Origin of the sequence: Pseudomonas sp. NPDC089918, from assembly GCF_050280605.1 — a bacterium.
Lineage (GTDB): Bacteria > Pseudomonadota > Gammaproteobacteria > Pseudomonadales > Pseudomonadaceae > Aquipseudomonas.
In genome coordinates, this window is sequence record NZ_JBNNVP010000003.1 from 1 (window position 1) to 18141 (window position 18141).

At 60.3% G+C, this 18141-nt stretch carries 17 protein-coding genes; 4 read left to right on the top strand and 13 right to left on the bottom strand.

Annotated elements, in window-relative coordinates; genetic code table 11:
- Nucleotides 1-140: 140 nt before the first annotated feature.
- From ACQKPC_RS02740 to ACQKPC_RS02785, 10 genes are all read right to left on the bottom strand, one after another.
- The gene (locus ACQKPC_RS02740) at nt 141-722 is read right to left on the bottom strand and encodes a DUF1842 domain-containing protein (RefSeq protein ID WP_427623022.1); all 582 of its coding nucleotides are present in this window, start codon (nt 720-722) and stop codon (nt 141-143) included.
- Between the two features lie 54 nt (nt 723-776).
- Nucleotides 777-1421 (bottom strand): DUF1842 domain-containing protein, encoded by a 645-nt coding sequence (locus tag ACQKPC_RS02745; protein WP_427623023.1) that lies wholly within the window; start codon nt 1419-1421, stop codon nt 777-779.
- Between the two features lie 41 nt (nt 1422-1462).
- Entirely contained in the window at nt 1463-1651 is a 189-nt protein-coding gene (locus ACQKPC_RS02750) for a DUF1843 domain-containing protein (protein WP_008012203.1), read from the bottom strand.
- A gap of 237 nt (nt 1652-1888) precedes the next feature.
- Complete coding sequence (yghX, locus tag ACQKPC_RS02755) at nt 1889-2776, bottom strand: YghX family hydrolase (RefSeq protein WP_427623024.1); 888 nt, start codon at nt 2774-2776, stop codon at nt 1889-1891.
- 226 nt (nt 2777-3002) lie between these two features.
- Nucleotides 3003-4568 (bottom strand): amino acid permease, encoded by a 1566-nt coding sequence (locus ACQKPC_RS02760; protein WP_427623025.1) that lies wholly within the window; start codon nt 4566-4568, stop codon nt 3003-3005.
- A 157-nt stretch (nt 4569-4725) separates the two neighbouring features.
- Complete coding sequence (locus tag ACQKPC_RS02765) at nt 4726-5886, bottom strand: iron-containing alcohol dehydrogenase (protein WP_427623026.1); 1161 nt, start codon at nt 5884-5886, stop codon at nt 4726-4728.
- A 3-nt stretch (nt 5887-5889) separates the two neighbouring features.
- Entirely contained in the window at nt 5890-7281 is a 1392-nt protein-coding gene (locus ACQKPC_RS02770; protein WP_427623027.1) for an aldehyde dehydrogenase family protein, read from the bottom strand.
- Between the two features lie 9 nt (nt 7282-7290).
- Nucleotides 7291-8664 carry a glutamine synthetase family protein gene (locus ACQKPC_RS02775; protein WP_427623028.1) on the bottom strand — a complete coding sequence of 458 codons (1374 nt, stop codon included), beginning with the start codon at nt 8662-8664 and terminating at the stop codon, nt 7291-7293.
- 227 nt (nt 8665-8891) lie between these two features.
- On the bottom strand, nt 8892-10649 hold the full coding sequence (locus tag ACQKPC_RS02780; protein WP_427623029.1) for an L-lactate permease: 1758 nt from the start codon (nt 10647-10649) through the stop codon (nt 8892-8894).
- 101 nt (nt 10650-10750) lie between these two features.
- The gene (locus tag ACQKPC_RS02785) at nt 10751-11392 is read right to left on the bottom strand and encodes a TetR/AcrR family transcriptional regulator (protein ID WP_427623030.1); all 642 of its coding nucleotides are present in this window, start codon (nt 11390-11392) and stop codon (nt 10751-10753) included.
- A 100-nt stretch (nt 11393-11492) separates the two neighbouring features.
- Here ACQKPC_RS02785 and ACQKPC_RS02790 point away from each other — a divergent pair, with 100 nt between their 5' ends.
- A complete protein-coding gene (locus ACQKPC_RS02790) occupies nt 11493-12146 on the top strand; it encodes an NAD(P)H-dependent oxidoreductase (protein ID WP_427623031.1) in 654 nt (217 codons plus the stop codon).
- Nucleotides 12147-12332: 186 nt separating this feature from the next.
- On the opposite strand, the gene ACQKPC_RS02795 is transcribed toward ACQKPC_RS02790, so the two are convergent.
- Together ACQKPC_RS02795 and ACQKPC_RS02800 are read right to left on the bottom strand one after the other, a co-directional pair.
- Nucleotides 12333-13454, bottom strand: a complete 1122-nt coding sequence (locus ACQKPC_RS02795) for a P1 family peptidase (RefSeq protein WP_427623032.1) — start codon at nt 13452-13454, stop codon at nt 12333-12335.
- Between the two features lie 161 nt (nt 13455-13615).
- Nucleotides 13616-14719: a polyamine ABC transporter substrate-binding protein gene (locus ACQKPC_RS02800; RefSeq protein WP_427623033.1), complete on the bottom strand. Its 1104-nt coding sequence runs from the start codon at nt 14717-14719 to the stop codon at nt 13616-13618.
- A gap of 111 nt (nt 14720-14830) precedes the next feature.
- Here ACQKPC_RS02800 and ACQKPC_RS02805 point away from each other — a divergent pair, with 111 nt between their 5' ends.
- On the top strand, nt 14831-15604 hold the full coding sequence (locus ACQKPC_RS02805; protein ID WP_427623034.1) for a helix-turn-helix transcriptional regulator: 774 nt from the start codon (nt 14831-14833) through the stop codon (nt 15602-15604).
- 111 nt (nt 15605-15715) lie between these two features.
- Here the strand turns inward: ACQKPC_RS02805 and ACQKPC_RS02810 are convergent, their stop codons facing one another.
- Nucleotides 15716-16657, bottom strand: a complete 942-nt coding sequence (locus tag ACQKPC_RS02810; protein WP_427623035.1) for a class I SAM-dependent methyltransferase — start codon at nt 16655-16657, stop codon at nt 15716-15718.
- 203 nt (nt 16658-16860) lie between these two features.
- Between ACQKPC_RS02810 and ACQKPC_RS02815 the strand changes: the two genes are divergently transcribed.
- Nucleotides 16861-17268: a response regulator gene (locus ACQKPC_RS02815; RefSeq protein WP_427623036.1), complete on the top strand. Its 408-nt coding sequence runs from the start codon at nt 16861-16863 to the stop codon at nt 17266-17268.
- Nucleotides 17269-17399: 131 nt separating this feature from the next.
- A complete protein-coding gene (locus ACQKPC_RS02820) occupies nt 17400-18068 on the top strand; it encodes an HAD family hydrolase (protein ID WP_427623037.1) in 669 nt (222 codons plus the stop codon).
- The last annotated feature ends 73 nt before the right edge of the window (nt 18069-18141 follow it).

The window sequence follows — 18141 nt, forward strand, 5'->3', positions numbered from 1 at the left end:
GCAATTGAATGTGTTGCTGGGCGAACGGCTTGACCCGATGAAGCGGTGTGTCAGGCGACATCAATATTGACTGTGCTGGCGCCTTCGCGAGCAAGCCCGCTCCCACATGGATGCTTGCCTGACGGCATTACCGGTGCGGGTTAGCGAGCCTCCAGCCGGGCGATTTCAACGTTCAACTGGTCCAGCGCGTTGCGCAGCGCACCGCTGTGGGCGAGTTGCTGTTCACCCTGGCTGACCACGGCCTTCAGTTGCGCCAGGTCACCGCTGGTTTGCGCTTGCTGGACCGCGACGGCGTAGAGCGGCACCGCATGGTGCGGATGCTCCGGGTGCACAATAACGGGAGCCTGGCTGACCGCCGCGTGTTTCACGTAATGCCAGTGACCCTGTTCCTGATATTTGTAGTCGACATAACCACTCGCCCAATCGCTGCCTAAAATGCCCTTCAAACCGAAGGTCTGGGCGATCTGGCTGAGAGGGCCGCTCGGGCTGCCCGCCAGGGTGAGGATGATGTGGTTCTCCGCCGTCGGCACCAGTTTGGCCTCGGAATACTCACCCCATACACGGGCACGGAAGTTGAGGGTCGGGTAGGTGCTTTGGAAAATACTCGCAATCCCGCTGACTTTTTTCTTTGTGGTATCCACCAGCAGATCGAGGGTTAAAACCGGTGCGCCCAGCAGGTGATTACTGACGTTCAGGCGGGTATGAAAAAGTCCGATTGACATGGTGCTACTCCCTTAATTGTATTGAAGACAAGTCGGGCATATTTCGTGGTCGAGTCAGCGGCGTTCCTGTCGGCTGATTTCTTCCTTGGCCGTTTCAAGCGCACTCTGCAGTTGGGGTTGCTGATCGAGTTGCTGCTGGGCCAGGCGCGACAGGTTTTTCATCTGGGCCAGGTCACCGCTGGCCATTGCACTTTGAATCGGTGCGGCGTACAGCGGCATGATTGGCGGATACGGTGATTCCGGCGGAATCACCGGGCCGGGTTCCAACGGCAGCGGGGAGACGTGGGACGGTACTGCCTCAATGAGATGGGCGGGAGCATTGTTGACCTCGACCCACTGCTGACCATTCAAGTACGAATAGTTGGCGACGCCTTCTTTCCAGTCGGTGCCCACCACCAGTTGCAACTTGAAATTCACGATGGAGTTCGAGCCTGAGCCGCCGTGATTGCCTTGTGCGGTGATCAGGATTTTGCTGACGCCGGGTGACATGACCGTCAGGTAGGTGTATTCGCCCCAGACATCGGAATGCACATCCAGAGGCGGGTTGGTCGCCTGAGTGATTGCGGCGGTGCCGTTGACAGTCTCGTCAGGGGTAAAGACCAGGAGATTGAGTGCCAGACTTTGTGCACCCGGTGCCGAAGTACCAATTCGGTAACCGAGCGGGAACAAACCGACAAGTTGTTGATTAGAACCAGACATGGTTATTGCCTCCATTGCAATAAGGGGAGCGGAAATAGCTGTTAGTGCTTTTCCAGGCGTGCGACTTCCTTTGCCAATTGCTCGTAAGCGGTAGTTAGCTCTTTGTTTTCTGGTGTGGATGCATCGCGTTGTTTCAATAGCGTCTTCATTTCCGGCAGGCTGCCGGCCTTGATCGCGCTTTGGATGGCCACCCCATAGGGGGGCATGCTATGGCGAGTTGAACTGCTCATAACGATTCCTTCCGTGGTGTTTTGCGGGCACTGCCGTGATCAGCAGTTTTTGCAGTTAAGCAGGCGCGGATAAATATGCAATGGGCAATGGAAGAGTAATTTTTAATATTATTTTATTAATCGCGATGGGTTAGGAGGCGGTATGTTCAATATTAAGTTTGGCGATGAAGGAAGTGCTGTTCAGTTACTTCTTCATAAGCGTCAAGTTCCTTATCGCCATTATTCGTATTTGAAAAATCAAGCCAGGTAGCGCCGAAACCAGGCCAGTGTTCGATCCCAGGCAAGCCTGGCGGCGGCATCATCGTATCGAGGTGTGGAGTCGTTGTGGAAACCGTGGTTAACGCCCGGATAGATATAGGCCTCATACGTTTTGCCGGCTGCTTTCAACGCCTGTTCGTAGGCGGGCCATCCTTCATTGATGCGCGTATCCAGTTCGCCATAGTGGAGCAGCAGCGGGGCTTTGATTCCGGGGACATCTTCAGCCTTTGGCTGACGGCCATAAAAGGGCACGGCGGCCCCTAATTCCGGATAGGCCACGGCTGCGGCATTGGCGACTCCACCGCCATAACAGAAGCCGGTGATGCCGACTTTCCCGCTGGTGGCGTCATGTTTCATCAGCCACTCGATGGCGGCGAAAAAGTCATTCATGAGTTTTTCCGGGTCGACGGTTTGCTGCAATTCCCGGCCTTTGTCATCGTTGCCGGGATAGCCGCCCACCGACGTCAAACCGTCTGGGGCGAGTGCGATGAACCCCGCTTTGGCAAGGCGTCGGGCGACATCCTCGATGTAAGGATTAAGCCCACGATTTTCATGCACGACCACCACCGCCGGCACCTTGCCGGTGGCTTTGGCAGGGCGCACCCAATAAGCACGAACCTGCCCGTGACCCTTGGGCGAGGGGTAAGTGATGTACTCGGCGATGATGTCCGGGTCGGTAAATTGCACCTGTTCGGCCAGTGCATAATTCGGGCTCAGGGCGGCGAGGAGGGCTGTGGCCGTCAAACCGCCCAAGGTGAACAACGCCGCACGATCAAGAAACGCTCGCCGGTTGATTTTGCCGTGGGCGTAGTAGTCGTAGAGTTCGAGCAGTTCAGGGGCAAAGTCTTTCGCCGTGAGACGGTCCATCTGCGTGCTTCCTGTTGGTTGATTCATAAAAAGCGGAGGGGCAGCGCCTAATGCCAGTCAGTTAAGCATGCGAAACCTGTGGGAGCGGGCTTGCTCGCGAAAGCGGTGTGCCAGGCGACATTAATGTCGACTGACACGCCCTCTTCGCGAGCAAGCCCGCTCCCACAGGGATTGCTTAACTGACTGGCATTAGCGCTCAGCCCCTCGCTGTTCATGGCTATGGCAATCAGCTCCCAGCCTGTTTATTCAACGCCTCTTCAGCCGCTGCGATTTCTGCCTGACGCTTGATGATCATGTCGCCTACGGGTGGGCCCTGGAAGCGCCGGGCTTCAAAGGCGAACCAGATGATTGCCGTCAGAATCAGAAAACCGAGCGTGATGTACAACGCCCAATCGTTCGGTGGCTGGATGCCGATGACAAAGATCAGCACCATCGAAAGGATCGAGAGGATGGCGAACAACGAGTAAAACCCGCGCCCCATGTTCCACGGCCCCATGGTCGGCCACTTCGCAGTCCCGTAGGTAAACAGGCCCAGCACGATGGGAATGATGAAAGAGAAGAACAGGAAGATCACCGTGCAGGAGACCACGATCGTGTAAACCGGCGTTTCGCCGATCGATACCAGGGACGATCCCCACACGAACAACACCGCGAGCGTGGCACCGGTCCAGATCGCCGCCACCGGGCTGCGATGGGTCGGTGAGACTGAGGCCAATGCTTTGGAGAAGGGCAGGCCGCCGTCACGGGAAAACGCGAAGATCATGCGTGAGACCGAGGTCACGGTCGCCAGCCCGCAGAGAACCTGCGAGATGAAAATGGCCAGGTAAAGCGCCATCTTGATCGCCGGGTTCACCTGAGTGTCCATCGCCCAAAAGAACACATTCCAACCCTGCTTCGCCGCTTCGTCCATGCTCGGCAGCATCAGTACAAACGAACAGAGCATCACCCAGCCGAACAGCAGCGACCAGGCCACCGAGCTGACCATCCCGACCGGTACCGACACGGATGCCTGATGGGTTTCTTCGGAGGTATGCGCCGAGGCGTCATAGCCGGTAATGGTGTAGATCGGCAAGAGCAGGCCGAGCATGAAAATCCAGCCGTTCGACACCTGTGGCCAGACGTTGCCGCCGGCTTCGCCGGAGTAGTTGCCGAAGGTCACCAACCGGGCGAACTCAAAGCTGGGGGCGGCGATCAGGCAGACGATGGTCAGCGCGAGCGCCGTGGCGAAGATCAGGTAGCCCGAGAAGTCAGTGAGCTTTGCGGTCAGGCCGATGCCAAAGTGGTTACACAAGGCCTGGAGGCCGGTCAGGATCGCCAGAAAAGTGATCCGTGTGGTGATGGTGTCTTCCATTCCCAGGGCCGGTCCGAAGGCGCCGAAAAAGAAGTAATAGGTACCGACGTTGATCGCGCCGAGCACCGTGATCAACCCCAACAGGTTGAACCAGGCCGTCAGCCAGCCGGTGAAGCGGTTTCCGAGAATTGAGCCCCAGTGATAGAGGCCGCCAGCCGTTGGGTAGGCCGAGGAAATCTGTGCCATGGCCATGGCGAAAACCCCGGAGATCAGGCAGCCCAGTGGCCAGCCGATGCCGATGGCTGCACCGCCTGCACCCGAAGTGCCCTGTGCCAGCGAGTTGATGCCACCCGAGAGGATGCAAATGATCGAAAAGGAAATGGCAAAGTTGGAGAAAACGCCCATGCGTCGCGAGAGTTGCTGGGCATAGCCCATGTTGTGCAACACCTTGAGGTCGTCGTCTTGTGGCGCGGTGGCGCCGGGTTGGCTTACTGGACTCATAACGTGTGCTCTTGTTCAGGTTTTGATCCACATCCATCCGCGTGGTGCGTTGCCGAATGGGTTTGTCTTCAACCCCCTGTTGTACTGCTCCTGCCTCTAACGGTTGAAATCCATCCAGGTTGCGTGCTCACACGTTGGCCATGGACAGACGATTGCTCTAGAGACGGCCGTGAAACGCCGCGTCGAAAATTTCTGCCGCGCCAGTTCGTGTCAACGGCAACGGGTTGCCGCCGGCGCAGGGGTCGACAATCGCCATGTCCGCGATCAAATCGGCCTGCTTGTCATCCACCCCCAGTTCAAACAGCGTATGTGGCACGCCGATGTCTTTGCGCAGCTTGAGAACGAAGGCCTGAAAGCTGTCGAACCCCGGGGAGGGCAGACGCAAATAGGCCGCCAGGCGGGTGATGCGTTCTTCGATGGCCGGGCGATTGAACTTGAGTACATAGGGCATGAACGTGGCATTGGTCATGCCGTGGTGGGTGTCGTACAGAGCGCCCACCGGATGGGCGAGTGCGTGCATGCCACCCAGGCCTTTCTGGAAAGCGGTAGCGCCCATCGCCGCAGCCGCCAGCATTTGCGCGCGCGCGTCGAGGTCGGAGGGGGTGTGTACGGCGCGTACCAGGGCATTGGCCACCAGGCGCATGCCTTCGACCGCAATACCTTCGGCCATGGGGTGAAAACCGGGAGCGCAGTACGATTCCAGGCAATGGGCAAACGCATCCATGCCGGTGCCAGCGGTGACTTTTGCCGGCATGCCGACGGTGAGGGCCGGGTCGCTGATGACTACGCGCGGCATCATTTTCGGGTGAAAGATGATGCGTTTGGTGTGTGTACGCTCGTCGATGATCACCGCCGCACGGCCCACCTCGGAACCGGTGCCGGCGGTGGTCGGCACCGCAATGACCGGGGCGATGCTGCTTTCGTCGGCGCGTGTCCAGTAGTCGCCGATGTCTTCGAAATCCCAAACCGGTCGGGTCTGGCCGCTCATGAACGCGATGAGCTTGCCCATGTCCAGGCCGCTGCCACCGCCGAAGGCGACCACGCCATCGTGGTTGCCGGCGCGCCAGGCGTCGAGTCCTCCCGCCAGATTCGCTTCAATCGGATTCGGCTTGAGGTCGCAAAACAGCGCGACGCCAAGGCCGGCGGCGCGCAAGGATTCCACCGCCGCCGTGGTGATCGGGGCACGCGCCAGGCCGCTGTCGGTGACCAGCAACGGTCGCTGGATCCCTTGGCTGCGGCAGACTTCGGCCAATTCGGCGATGCGGCCAACGCCGAAGCGGATGCTCGTGGGGTAGTTCCAGTTCGCGGTCAGGCTCATGGCTCAGATCTCATGGCGCAGATGGAAGGATTTCGCGCGGGTCAGGTGTTCATAGCCAAGGCGCGACAGCGTGACGCCGCGCCCGCTGTTTTTCACCCCGGTCCAGGCCAGTGCCGGGTCCAGATAATCGCAGCGGTTCATGAACACGGTGCCGGTGGCGATCTCGTCGCCGATGCGTTCGGCGGCAGCGAGGTCTTGCGTCCAGATAGAAGCGCTGAGCCCGAACTCACTGTCGTTCATCAAGGCGATGGCTTCGTTGTCGCTGGCCACCGGCATGATGCCGACCACCGGGCCAAAGCTTTCCTCGCGCATCACCGACATTTTATGAGTGACGTCCACCAGTACCTGCGGCGCTAGATAGGCGCTGCCCGGTGCATCGGCGGGAAAGTCCTTTGGATCGATCAATGCCCTGGCCCCTTGTGCCAGCGCATCGACGATCTGCCCGCGAACGAATTCAGCGGCGCTCGGCGTAATCAGCGGGCCGAGGGTGGTGGCTTCGTCCAGCGGGTTGCCCAGCACGTATTGGCGGGTCAAGGCGACGAAGCGCTCGACAAAGGCCGGGTAAATTTTTTCATCGACATAAATACGCTCGACGGCGCAGCAGCTTTGGCCGGAGTTGAAGAAACTGCCGTCCACCAGGTTTTCCACCGCATGCTCAAGGTTGGCGTCTGCCCGAACGTAGGCCGGGTCTTTGCCGCCGAGCTCCAGGCCCACGCCAAGGAAGCATCCAGTGGCGGCGCTTTCCATGGCCTTGCCGGCATCGACTGAACCGGTGAAGTTCACCTGCTGCACGCGTCCTGAAGCGATGATCGCGGCGGTCTGCTGATGATCGAGCAGCACGTTGTGGAACAGGCCTTCGGGCAGATGGGCGCGGCGAAAGGCCTCGGCGAAACGCTCGCCCACCAGCAGCGTTTGTGTGGCGTGCTTGAGGATCACGCTGTTGCCCGCCATCAGCGCCGGGATGATCGTATTCACCGCCGTCAGATAGGGGTAATTCCACGGTGCAACGACCAGCACCGTACCCAACGGTTCACGTTTGATACAGCGCCGAAAACCGGCGACAGGGACAGGTTCAACCGCTGCCAATGCCTCAGGCGCAATGGCGATCATGTACCGCGCACGTTCTTCGAAGCCGCGCAGTTCGCCGGCGCCGAAGCGTACCGGGCGGCCCATCTGCCAGGCCAGCTCCGGCACGATCTCGGCCTTCATCGCCAGCATCGCGTCCACGGCGGCGCTGCAAAACGCGGCGCGTTCGCTCAGTGGTCGGCGCTGCCATTGCAACTGGGCGGCTGCGGCCGCCGTCAGAGCCTGGTCGAGCTGCGCCGCATCGGCACGGCGGCGTTCGGCGTAGACCCGGCCATCGACCGGTGAGATGAGTTGAACGATCTCAGTCATGGTGTGTGCTCAATAGCGCTCGAAGCCGCGCTGCAGTTCCCAGTCGGTGATGCGCCGGTCGTACTCTTTCTGTTCCCACTCAGCGGTATGCACGTAGTGGTCGATCACTTCATCACCGAATGCCTCGCGCAACATGCTCGACGCCTTGAGCGCGGCGCAGGCATCGCGCAAGGTTTTCGACACTTCGGGCAAGTGCTCGTCGACGTAGGCATCGCCCTCGAAGGGCGGCGTCAGGTTGAGTTTCTCGTCGATACCGGCCAGGCCCGCGGCGATCAAGGCGGCGAAGGCCAGATAGGGGTTGAGGTCGGCACCGCCGATGCGGCATTCGATGCGGATGGCCTTGCTGCCTTCCGCGCACAAACGAAAGCCTGCGGTGCGATTGTCCCGACTCCATACGGCCCGCGTAGGCGCGAAAGTGCCGGCCTGGAAGCGCTTGTACGAATTGATGTAGGGCGCCAGAAAACAGGTGATGTCGTTGGCGTATTTGAGCTGCCCGGCCACCCAGGAGCGCATCAGTTTCGACATGCCAAACTCAGCCTTGGGGTCGAAGAACAGCGATTTTTTGCCATTCTTGTCCCACAGCGAGTTGTGCACATGGCTGCTGGAACCGGCGGCGTCATAGCGCCACTTGGCCATGAACGTGATCGCCTTGCCCTGCAGTTGCGCAATCTCCTTGCAGGCGTGCTTGATGATCACGTGATGATCGGCCATGGTCAGGGCGTCGGCATAACGGATGTTGATCTCTTCCTGCCCCGGCCCCCATTCACCCTTGGAGTTTTCCACCGGAATGCCGCAGGCCTGCAGATGCTTGCGAATCGCCCGCAATACCGGCTCTTCGCGGGTGGTCTGCAGGATGTTGTAATCCTCGATGTAATGGCCGGCGGTCTTCGGCTTGTGGTAGTTGCGCTCGTGGATGGCTTCATAGCTCTCGTCGAACAGATAGAACTCTAGCTCCGAGGCGAACATGCCGGTATAGCCGCGTTCGCGCAGGCGCTCGACCTGTTTTTTCAGGATCGCCCGAGGGCTATGGGGCAGGTCGCGCCGATGGTGGTGATCGAGCACGTCGCAGAGCACCAGCGCCGTGCATTCCAGCCAGGGCACGCGACGCAAGGTGGCCATGTCGGGTTTCAGGACAAAGTCGCCATAGCCTTTGCTCCAGCTGGCCGCCGCGTAACCCGGCACCGGTTCCATGTCGATGTCGTCAGCCAGCAGGTAATTGCAGCAGTGGGTTTCTTCATGGCCGCTGTCGATGAAAAACTCGACCTGGAATCGCTTGCCGACCAGTCGTCCTTGCATGTCGACCATGCAGACCAACACGGTATCGATCTCGCCGGAGGCAGCGGCGCGCTTGAGTGCATCAAAGCTGAGGAGGGGCTCGGTCATCACGTCAGTCCTGCGTGAAAGGTTTGGGCCTGTCTGAAGTAGCTGTTGCAGACGCTCTCCAGAAAAAACCAAAACCTGCAGAATCGAGCATCGTGAGCAATGAGCTGCTGAAAGCTTAGCCTACTGTTGCCATGCGCAAGTTTCGGCCTGATGTGAACGGCGGTTATCTGGCGTGAGGCATGGCCCGGGTTGCGATGCCGGGCCATGGTTAACAGCGGTCGCCTCGGTTAATTCCCACTCACCACCATATGACTGAACGGCGCCACATAGGCCTGCAACGTCACCAGCCCGCCGACCAGAATCGCCAGCACCACGGAGTGGAAAAACACGTAGCGCAGGATTTCCCCTTCATGGCCGTACCAGCGGGTGGCGGTGGACGCGACCACGATCGACTGGGCGTCGACCATCTTGCCCATGACCCCGCCGGAGCTGTTGGCCGCCGCCATCAAGACCGGGCTCAGGCCCAACTGCTCGGCCGTTACCCGTTGCAAGCCGCCGAACAGCACGTTGGAGGCTGTGTCCGAGCCGGTCAGGGCAACGCCGAGCCAGCCGAGCAACGTGCCGAACATGGGGTAGAAAATGCCCGTTGCGGCGAAGGCCAGGCCCATCGTGGCGTCGAGGCCCGAGTAGCGGGTCAGGAAGCCCAGGGCAAGCATGGCCACAATGGTGATGAGCGAGTAGCGCACCACCCACAGTGTTCGCAGGTAATGGTGCAGCAGCTGCGGGATGGAATAACCCATCAGCAGCCCGCCGAGGATCGCCGCCAGCAAGATGCCGCTGCCGGTGCTGGTGAGCCAGGTGAACTTGTAGACCGCGTCCTCTTTTTTAGGTGTAGGCACCACGGGCGGCACCTTCTCGATCTGTTGGTGAATGGTGGTGAAGGTCAAGGTCGGGGCAAAGATCGGGTTGGCCTCGCGCATCGGCTTGCCTTGGGGATCGAGCTTGGCCGAGTGGGTTTGCGGATCCATGACCGGGCGGGTGTCGAACAGGTTTTTGAAGCTCTGGGTACCCCAGGCAAACACGAAGACTGTGAGGATGATCCATGGCATCCACGCCCGCATTACGGCAGGTTTGGCGTCGCTGGCAAAGGTCGCGCTGGGTTTCTCGTCCGGGTCCACATCCACACTGGAGTTGTCGGCGCGCCCCGACAAGGCGGCGGAGGTGTGCACAGTGGCTGGCTTCCAGACCTTGAGGAAACCGGTCAGGCAGGCCATGGAAATCAGCGCGGCGATTACATCCACCAGCATCGGCCCGTGGTAGTTGGACACAAGAAACTGCGGTATGGCGAAGCTGACCCCGGCGACCAGGATCGCCGGCCAGATTTCCAGCATCTTGCGCCAGCCGGCGAAGGCCCAGATCAGCCAGAACGGCACGATCACCGAGAAAAATGGCAGTTGCCGGCCGACCATCATCGACAGCTCCATTTCATCCAGCCCGGTCACTTTGGCCAGGGTGATGATGGGCGTGCCCAGGGCGCCGAATGCCACGGGTGCAGTATTGGCAATCAACGCCAGGCCAGACGCGGCCAAGGGCGAGAAGCCCAGCCCGATCAGAATGGCCCCGGTCACCGCCACGGGGGTGCCGAAACCGGCGGCTCCTTCGAAGAAAGCGCCGAAGCAGAAGGCAATCAGCAGCAGTTGCAGACGTCGATCGTCAGTGATGCGCGCCAGGGAGTCTTGCAGCACTTTGAACGAGCCGTTCTCGGTGGTCAGCCGATGCAGGAAGATGATGTTAAGCACGATCCAGCCAATCGGCAGCAGCCCGTTGGCGGCGCCATATAGCGCGGCTGAGCCCGCCATGTCCGCCGGCATGCCGAAGGCGAAAATCGCAATCAGCAAAGCCGAGCCCAGGGCCAACAATGCCGCCAGGTGCGCCTTGATGTGGAAAAACGCCAGGGAGGCCAGCATCACCACCACCGGCACCGCCGCCATGATGGTTGATAGCATCGGGTTATCGAAAGGGTCGTAGATTTGCTGCCAGACCATGTTCCACCTCTGCTTTTTATTGTTGGTAGCGCAGCCCCCCGTGGGGGAAGGTGGTTTGGAGTATAGGTGGCATTACGCTGCTGTCCTGGCGGGCCAGCCGTTCAGGTTTCGAGGCCGACCCCGAGGCGTGCGCTCCTTTCGACCATCGCCATGATCGTTGCGAAAAGTTCGTCCTGTGCCTGCACTGGCGTGATCTCGCCAGTCGCGGCGGCGTGAGACAGCGCCTCGGCTGCACCGAGCATCGCCCGAAGACTCGCTGGCGCGATTTCACCCGCTCCGGCGAAGGGGAGAAGGGCGTTGCGGCACTTGTCCATGAAGATCGCTTCGTACTCGCGCTTGATCTTTTCCAGCTCGGGCGAGCTGGTCAACGCCGCGATCACGCCGGGTATCTCGCGGCCCTGGAGAAGAACGCAATCAACATATGAAGACGCGATGACCATTGCCTTGCTCGCCAGCGTCGGTTCACTGGTTTGAAGCGCAGCGTCCATGAGCGCGGTCTGACGCGCGTCGAACTCCTGATAAAGCGCCGCCAGCAACCCGGGGCGGGTGGTGAAATGATCGTAAACCACCGGTTTGGTCACCCCCGCCTGTTCGGCGAGCCGGCCCAGGGTCAAGGCTTCCGTGCCTTCCTCTCGAACCAGCTGCCAGGCGACATCCAGCAATTGGCGCTGGCGCTCTTCGCGCGACATCCGGCGACGTGGTTGCGGGCTGGAATCCTGCTCAGGTGTTTCGGTGCTTGACATGCTTATGTACCAAAAGTAGCTTACTGATCGTAACTTACCAAGAGTATATAAGGCTCGTCTCTAGCCCTCAATCACTCATTCCGTAGCAGGAGTTTTCGACATGCACGCACTCATTGTTGTCGCTCACCATGATCTACAGTCGCTCACCCATAGCCTCGCCAGGCAGATCGGCGAAGGCGTATCCGTAGCTGATTCCGACAACTCTTTCGAGATCGCGGACCTTTGGGCGCAAGGATTCGATCCGAGGTTCGGCGCGGCCGATCTCGCCGTCCATCATCGCGAAGCACCGCCCCCCGCCGATGTGGCCGCCGAGCAGGCGAGAATCGATGGCGCCGATGCGCTGGTGCTGGTGTATCCGGTTTATTGGTGGTCGATGCCGGCGCTGCTCAAAGGCTGGATCGATCGGGTGTTCGCCAATGGCTGGGCATTCGATTTCAGTGCGGATGCCAAGTTGGAGAAGAAGCTTCGCCACCTGCGGGTTCACCTTGTGGGTGTCGGCGGCGCAGATGCGGGAACCTATGCGCGCCACGGTTATGCCGACGCCATGAAGACGCAGATCGACCATGGAATCTTCGATTATTGCGGTGCCAGCGTTGTGACGTCCGAGCTGTTGCTCGACTCGGAAATCCAGGAGCCGACGGTTCATCTGGAGGTTGCGCGGGTGATTGGTCGTGATCTTTTCGGTGCATCCAGGCGCAGCGACGCGGCTCAGGATATTCACCTTTGCCGACCGGTCAGCGCCGACGCTTTTTGACAGACAAAAAAAGAGCCTCAAAGCTCTTTGATGGGGAGGAAGTAGAGCCCAGAGGCTCAAGATGCGCATGAAACAAGTGGTGAGCTTATTGGGGTTCAGTTCACTCACCACCTACGCAACGGCTTTAAACCTCCAACCGCTACGTACCAATATCGTAAGAAGCCGGTGGCTGGCACTCAAGTACCATTAGTCTAATCCCCCCGGCCAACCGGCCTGGCGCAGCGCTTTGAGCAAGGTGTTGGCATCCAGGCCCGGCACCGTATGGCCGTTGCCTTCGGTGGTGTTCGCGGCCAGCAGGGCGTTGATGATGGCTTCTTCCACGGCTTCGGTGGCGGCCAGGAACAGTTCGCTGATGTGGTCGTTGTTGACCATCCTCAGGTGATCGCAAGTAGGCGCGCCTTTGCCTTCATAAGCGGCTGGCGGCACGTGCTGATTGCCGGTGGCGAAGGCCACGAAAATGTCGCCGCTGTGGTCTTCATTGCCGCCACCGGTGCGGGCCAGGCCGAGGCTGGCACGTTGCGCGAGGCGCGTGCATTGGTGGGGTAAAAGAGGCGCGTCGGTGGCCAGGCAGACGACGATGGAGCCCATGCCCGGATGGGGCAGGGAGGCCTTGAGGAAGGGCGAGTCGACCTGCTCCATATAACGCCCCACGGGGTAACCGTCGACGCGTAATTCGTGACGAATGCCGTGGTTGGCCTGGACGATTGCGCCGACGGTCCAGCCTCCTTGAGCACTATTCAGCCGGCGCGATGCGGTGCCAATCCCGCCCTTGAATTCATGACAGATCATCCCGCTGCCACCGCCCACCGCGCCTTCGATGACCGGGCCGCCGACGGCTGTGCGCAGAGCTTCGGCCACATGTTCCGGACGTACATGAAAACCGTTGATGTCGTTGAGCAAGCCGTCGAACGTTTCCAGCACCACGGGCATGTTCCAGTAAAGGCGCCCATCGTCGGGTTGCTCCTGACGATCCAAAACGATCAGCGCGTCGCGCACTACGCCCAGGCTATGGGTGTTGGTGAAGGCAATCGGACTGGTCAGCAGGCCGGCCTCGCGAATCCACTCAAGCCCCGTGGCATCGCCGTTACCGTTGAGCACATGGACGCCGGCGAAGCATGGCTGTTGATTGGCGGAACCGGCACGGGGCTCGATCAGCGTGACTCCGGTGTAGATGTCGCGGCCGCTGGCGGTTTGTCCTCGCACATTGCTGTGGCCGACCCGTACACCGGGCACATCGGTGATGGCGTTGAGGGGGCCGGGTTGCAGTTGGCCGAACTGAATGTTCAGGTCGCGGGCACGTGGTTTCATCGTTTCTCTCATCTTCAATTTAAAAAGGGGGGCTTATTAGCCCGAAGGTAAGAAACCTGTGGGAGCGGGCTTGCCCGCGAAAGCGGTGTCTCTGACGACATCAATGTTGACTGTGCCGCCGCCTTCGCGAGCAAGCCCGCTCCCACATGGATTGCGTAGGATCACTGACCGTTCTTCACGGTGCTCCAGACGCGCGTGCGGACGCGCTCGGTCGCCTTCGGCAGAGGTTCAAGAGTGAACAGCTTGGCCATGGCCTCGGTCGGCGGGTAAATGGCAGGGTTGTTGCGAGTCGCCTCGGCCACCAGGCTGGTCGCGCTGCGATTGCCGTTGGGGTAGGACAGATGATCCGTGACCGGAGCGATGACTTCGGGGCGCATCAAGTAGTCGATGAACGCCAGGCCTTGCTGCGGATGCGGCGCGTCCTTGAGCAGCACCAAGGTGTCGAACCACACCGGCGCCCCTTCCTTCGGCAGGCTGTAGGCGATCTTCACACCATTGGCTGCTTGTTCGGCGTTGGTCTTGGCTTCCAGCATCGCGCCGGACCAACCCACCGCCACGCAGATGTTGCCGTTGGCCAGGTCGCTGATGAATTTTGAGGAATTGAAGTAGGCAATGTGCGGGCGCAGCTTGAGCAGCAGCGCCTGGACTTTCTTGTAGTCCTCGGGGTTGGTGCTGTTGGGTGGCAGGCCCAGGTAATGCAGCGCGACCGGCAGCATCTCCGAAGGCGAGTCGAGCATTGCCACGCCGCACTCGCCGAGCTTGGCCAGGTTCGCTTCGTTGAACACCAGCTCCCAGGAGTCCACCGGCGCCTTGTCGCCCAACGCGGCGCGGACCTTGTCGACGTTGTAGCCGATGCCGTTGGTGCCCCACAGATACGGCACAGCGTACTGGTTACCCGGATCGTTGTTGGCCAGTTTCGCCAGCAGCCCGGTGTCCATGTTTTTGTAGTCAGGCATTTGCGCGCGGGGCAGTGGTGCAAGCGCCCCGGCCTTGATCAGCGTCGGCAGGCTGAAGTTGCTGGCCACCACCACGTCGTAGCCGCTGCGGCTGGTCAGCAGTTTGCCTTCCAGGACTTCGGCGCTGTCGAAGGTGTCGTAAACCGGCTGGATCCCCGTGTCGCGCTTGAAATCCTGCAAGGTGTTGGGGCCGATGTAGTCATACCAGTTGTAGACGTTCACGGTGGGGGCGTCGGCGGCGACCGCCGAAAGCGAAGCGCACAAACAGGCGCCCAGTCCCAGGTTGATATGCGAGCGATGACCACTCATGATGCGGCACTCCTGGCCTGCTGCAGGCCGGTGATGATCAGGTGCTTGCAGCGTATCGGCAGGCGGGGGACTCACCCATTCCCATCATGGGTTACTCGAAAGGGGTAGGGCGTGGACGCGTTGCTCAAGGAATTGCCGATGCACCAAGGGTTGGCGCGGGTTTTTGCGGCGTTGGGGCAGGACGGGTTCTGGCGTGCGCTGGTGGACACGCTACGGCTATTGGTGCCGCTGGATAACGCGTTGGTCGCGGTGATGCGGTCGGGGCGGGTGCCACGGCTGCTGATTGATTTCGACTCCAGGGACGGCGCCGACGAACACGAAGAACTGGCGGACTACAGCGCCGGCATGTACCTGCTCGATCCGTTCTACCAGGCCGCTTGTGCCGGTATTGCCGATGGCTTGCACAGCCTGGCCGCCGTGGCTCCCGACCAGTTTCAGCAGAGCGAGTATTACCTGAGCTACTTCCGCTCGGTGGTGGGTCGCGACGAGTTGCAGTTCATGGTCAATGTCGACGGCGCGGTGCTCGGTTTATCGTTGGGCCGCTCGACGACGTTCACCCTTGAGGAGCAGGGCCGTCTGCTGTGCGTGCGCGACTGGGTGCTGGCGGCCATGCGCCGTCACCTGCAACTGATGCCCCCGGAAGGGCCGACCGCCGAGGCCGTGGCCGGCGATCTGGCGACTCTGCTGGATCGCTTCGATGCGCGTTTATCGGTGCGCGAAGTCGAGACGGCGCGGCTGATTCTCCAGGGCTTCTCCAGCAAAGCCATCGCCCAGCAACTGGGTATTTCCCCGGAAACGGTGAAGGTGCATCGGCGCAATCTCTATCACAAGCTTAATGTGAATGGGCATGGGGAGCTGTTTGCGCTGGTGTTGCAGCCGCGTTGATACCTTGTGGGAGCGAGCCTGCTCGCGATAGCGGTTTATCATTCAACACGGTTATCGACTGACCCACCGTCATCGCGAGCAGGCTCGCTCCCACAGGGGGCGGGCGGTGACTCAGTTTTTCAGCGTGAACACCAACGCCTTCAACCCGCACTCGACATCGGCATCCGGAAACTCTGGCGGATTTTCCAGTCGCTGCTCAAACCGCAAGCTTGGCGCTTCGCGGGTGACGCCATCGATGAGAAAGTCCGCACCGAACGCCGGATCGTTCATGCAAGCCAGCACCGTGCCCTGTGGGCTGAGCAATTCCGGCAGGCGGCGCAGCACGCGCTGGTAATCCTTGGTCAGCAGAAAACTGCCTTTCTGAAAGGACGGCGGGTCGATGATCACCAGATCGTAAGGACCATTGCTGATGACCTTGCCCCAGGACTTGAACAGGTCATGGCCGAGAAAACTCACCTTGCTCAAGTCATGCCCATTGAGCCGATGATTGTCGCGGCCACGGCTCAGGGCCGAGCGAGCCATGTCCAGATTGACCACATGCGTAGCGCCACCCGCAATGGCGGCCACCGAAAACCCGCAGGTATAGGCGAACAGGTTCAACACCCGCTTGCCATCAGCATTGGTCCGCACCCAATCGCGGCCGTAGCGCATGTCGAGGAACAGGCCGGTGTTCTGTTTGCGGCCCAGGTCCACGCGATAATGCAGGCCGCCTTCGGTGATTGTCATCTCGTCGATCGGCTCCCCGAGCAGCCATTCGGTGGTGCTTTCCTGCAGGTATCGATGTTGCAACAGCAAGGTATGCGCGCCGGATGTCGTCCATGCAGGCGACTGCGTGATCGCCATCAGCCGCTGCTTCAAATCGTCCAGTTGCGACGCTTGCGGTTCCTTGAACACACAGACCAGCACCACGCCCTGCAGCCAGTCGACAGTCAATTGCTCCAGCCCCGGCCAGCAGCGGCCACGGCCGTGGAACAGCCGACGGGTTTCGGCGGGTGCTGCCGCAAGCGCTGTCAGCAAGTGGTCGTGGAGGACGGAGAGGGCATCTGGGTTCATCGGGCAAAGTCGGCCATGCATGGGGGGGCGGCATTTTAACCACAATTATGCGCTGACAAACGGTCGTATTTGTCAGCCTGGACGGAGAATGTCCACGTCAGGTGTATCAAAAATGAATTTTCCACGAAGTCCGCTGCTCATACCTGTAGGTGGCGGATTTGAGCCCGCGCAAATCATTTACGTAATCAGGGAGTGACACAGTCATGGGTCCAGTATCGACGGCGGGCGCGCACTTGTCTGACGGATTGATTCTTGTGGTGGAGGACGACCCGTTGATTCTGGAGTTTCTTTGCGAAATTCTTCAGGAGGAGGGCTTTGCGGTTGAACCACAGATCAGCGCGGACGCCGCGTCGCAGTTTCTTGAGCAGCACGCGCCGGAGGTAGGACTGCTGCTGACGGACATCACCATGCCTGGCAAACTCAATGGCGCGGACCTGGCCAATCAGTTCGGCGACCGTTGGCCAGACAAACCGATCATGATCATGTCCGGCTTTGAAACCCCGAAAAGTTCGGGGGTCAAGCATCGGGTTGCGTTCATCAAGAAACCTTGGGCTGTGGGGCAGTTGCTCGATTGCGTGCAAAGCGCCTTGCATTCGAACCGGACCGTGTAGGCGCTGCCGCAGGCTGCGATCTTTTGATTTTGCTTTTAAAAACGAAGATCAAAAGATCGCAGCCTGCGGCAGCTCCTACGTGGGTGATGTACATTGCTTGAAAATACTCGCCTGGTTCTGGAAATCGCCCTTTGTCCGTTCAAGCATCCGTGTTCAACATCTCGTACCGCGCCTTTCTGTTCGATATGGACGGAACTGTCCTCAACTCCATCGCCGCCGCCGAGCGGATCTGGACCACCTGGGCCCTGCGCCATGGTGTTGATGTCGATACCTTCCTGCCGACCATCCACGGCGTACGCGCCATCGACACTATCACTCGTCTGGCCTTGCCCGGGGTGGACGCTGAAGCTGAAGCCGCGTGGATCACCGAAGCGGAAATCGAGGATGTGGAAGGGATTGTCGAGGTGGCCGGCGCGGCGAATTTCCTCAAGTCGCTGCCTGCCAATCAATGGGCCATCGTCACCTCCGCGCCACGGGCGCTGGCCTTGCGCCGAATGTCGGCGGCAGGCATTCCCGAGCCTTTGGTGATGGTCACCGCCGAAGACGTCAGCGCCGGCAAACCCGACCCTGCGGGGTATCGGCTGGCCGCCAGTCGGTTAGGGGTCGAGCCCACCGAGTGCCTGATCTTCGAAGATGCCGCCGTGGGGATTCGTGCAGGTGAAGCGGCGGGCGGCCACGTCATGGTCATCACCGCGACCCATGTTCATCCGCTCCAGACCCCGCACGCCACCTTGGCCAGTTATGACTCGGTCGAGGCGCGAGTGGATCTCCACAGCCAGATCAACCTGTACACCATTTAATGTGGGAGCGGGCTTGCTCGCGAAAGCGGTTCATCATTCAACATTGATGTCGACTGATACACCGCCTTCGCGA